Origin of the sequence: Okeania sp. SIO2F4 (assembly GCF_010672385.1) — a bacterium.
Lineage (GTDB): Bacteria > Cyanobacteriota > Cyanobacteriia > Cyanobacteriales > Microcoleaceae > Trichodesmium.
This window is the reverse complement of record NZ_JAAHGT010001105.1, coordinates 1-2,871: the sequence shown is the minus strand read 5'-3', so window position 1 is coordinate 2,871 and position 2,871 is coordinate 1. Positions and strand designations below refer to the sequence as shown.

2 protein-coding genes are annotated in these 2,871 nt (G+C 35.2%); both read right to left on the bottom strand.

Annotated elements, in window-relative coordinates; all coding sequences use genetic code 11:
- Window positions 1-271: 271 nt before the first annotated feature.
- Window positions 272-553, bottom strand: coding sequence for a zinc ribbon domain-containing protein (locus tag F6K22_RS37590; protein ID WP_293109903.1), 282 nt, complete (start codon window positions 551-553; stop codon window positions 272-274).
- A 1,299-nt stretch (window positions 554-1,852) separates the two neighbouring features.
- Window positions 1,853-2,871, bottom strand: a 1,019-nt coding sequence (locus tag F6K22_RS37585) for a TMEM143 family protein (RefSeq protein WP_293109902.1), incomplete at its 5' end; no start/stop codon positions are given.

Here is a 2,871-nt window from a genome sequence, read left to right as displayed (position 1 = left end):
TAATTTCGATGTGAAAGTAGATGATGCGATCGCTACTTTATGCAACCAACTATGGCGACAGTATAACATAGTTTTTGGACACTGCTCAAATTTACTAACTAAATACAGACAGAACATAGTTCTTAAAAACTATATATAGCGTACTTCCGTAAGTCCTGTCTATGATTTTCGTGCTTATAATCTGTTCTATTCTTGCTTCCCACTCGGCAACGTCGGCGTTATCCAGCTCCTCTGGCTGTCACGGTCGTTCGCCGAAGGCGGAGCGTAGCTCTCACTGACCGCCATAGCTAAATTTAACGCTGCATTTAAGTCTCGTTCGCAACTGAAATTGCAGTGTTCGCAATTTGATTATGCGCTCTGATAAGGGCAGAGACTGCTTCACCTGACCACACCTACTGCAAGTCTTAGAGCTAGGAAACCATCTATCAACAATGATTAGCTGAGAACCGTATAACTCACACTTGTAGTCTAACTGCCTACGAAACTCATAAAAACCCATATCAGCAATGGCCTTAGCTACGTTGCATGCAACGTAGCTGTGATTTGCCATCATTCCTGATACATTTAGGTCTTCTATTACTATAATGCCGTGGTTTTTGGCTAAGTAAGTAGGCGCGTTTATGCAATGTATCTTTCCTAATGTCAGCTACCTTTGTGTGTAGTCTCGCTATTTTTAACTGTGCTTTTTTCCCGTTAGCGCGAAAACTTGACTTGATGTCGGTTCAAGTATTGCAACAAGCGAAAGTTTAGCCTCTAACTTTTTATAAGATTTAGCACCAGGGAACACCTCACCAGTTGATAGTGAAGAAGCGTGATTTTACACCCAAATCTACACCAACTACATCTACTGATTTCTCAGTAATTTGACTTTCTTTCTCTCTAGAATTGAAACTAATAAACCATCTATCAGCTTTCCTGGCTTAAGTTACAGATTTAGGAAATACATTATCTGGTAAGATTTCAAATGTTTTCACCCATCCAATTCTCGGTAATTTTATGCGATTAAAGCCTACCGATATTGAGCCATCTAAATAATTAATAATTAATAATTAATAATTAATAATTAATTATTAGTTTTCTTTTAACAAAATTGTTAAATGCTTGATCGCCATTCACGAGACAGTCGGAACTGGAGCATTTTGTCACATGAAACCAACTGTTTTATTAAGAAAAAAACTTTTTTACTGTCCAGTTAGTTTTCTTTCATTATTAATTGTTCATTGTTCATTATTCATTACTATTCTACCTTTTTTCTTGAATTTAGGCATTCCCGACACTTTGCTAAAGCAGCGTTTCCAAGCTATAGATAAATACCTCAAAGCATACGAGGCGCTGTTTTAGATACTTCATAGTACCAATAGTTTGATGGTTTAACCATTGCTACTAAAAGTTTATGCGTATTCGTTTGCAGTAGGAAATTTAAGTTTACTCTCAGGATTACTTGAATTGTGCTATACGGATATTTCTAGTTAACCATAATCCCCAATTCCAAGCGTGACGTTAGCGTTTGCGTAGCATTCCGCAGGAAAGCTATGCGCCAGCAAACTACAAAGCGCGTGTTTAGCTAGTAATGTTTTTTGTGAGTTTGTGGGGTGTAGTTCAGCGCGTGAGTCCAAGTAACATAAAATAGATAATCCCAAATTTTTATAGATAATACCAGATTTTAGCCAACAGTTACAAACCCCCCTATTCCCTATTCCCTTAAAGATATAGAATCAACAATTTCATCCCCCCTATTCCCTATTCCCTCCATACCTATTCCCTTATTAAAGATATAGAATCAACAATTTCATCTCCCCTATTCCCTATTCCCTCCATACCTATTCCCTATTCCCTGACTTCTGGAAGAAGTCTAAGCATAATTAAACGCATTATTCCAGATATAATCTATTAATTGCTTCGCATCATTTAGTGGCAAAATTTGACAACAACCATTTTGATTATAAGTTAATAATGGTATCTCTGAAACCTCATCCTCATCTTCACCATCTCTGACAATTTTGCCCTTAATTTTTGTCAGATTATTCAAAGATCCATTGATCTCAAAATCAATTTTTGTATCAAAATTTTGCTCCATCCAAGCTTCAATTTTGTCATCCAATTGTTCTGGAGTTAGGGATGTATTACTGGTTAGCAGGTGATAATAAACCAAGATAATTTCTTTACATTCCTCTTCTTCAGCATCATCAATTAAAGTTTGAAATACACCAGAATTATTAGCAATATTCTTGAAAAATAAAGTATCTGTTACCTGTTTTTGAAACTTAATCTGTTTAGTTTTGTATTTACTATACTGCTTGAAACAAAATCCTCCTAAACTTATTAAGAGAGATGATGAAGCTAATAAAATTCCTGTCATGTTCCTCACATCTTCCGGATTAGCTCTCAAGTTCAATTTTTCTACATAAGACGGACCAAGAACCAAAAATACAATTACACCAATAATTAGTAAAAGTTGGGGTAAAATTCTCCAAGCAATAGGTACTGCTGCACCAATAGCGGGTACTACTAACATCAAACGGTCTTTCAAAGTCATGCTAACTTTAACATTAGGAAATAGAAATTCTATATCATTTTTCGGGATATTTTTGTAGAGAGAAATATAGATTTTGCTAGGGATTAAATTAGGTTCTTCCAGAGAATTGTCACAAGTATGAGCATCTTTTTTATCCTTGCACTTAATTAATAAAGCCACTCTTTCAAAAACATCAATTTTCTTTTCAATTTTTCGGAAAAATTTCTTAAAACTATATGTCTGATAAATATCTCCCCGACAGTAACATACCATTTCTTCAAAATTATCAAAATCAATATCTGTTTTCAATTCAATTAGTGACATTTCCTGAAAAGCACGTTCTAAACTTGCCTTAA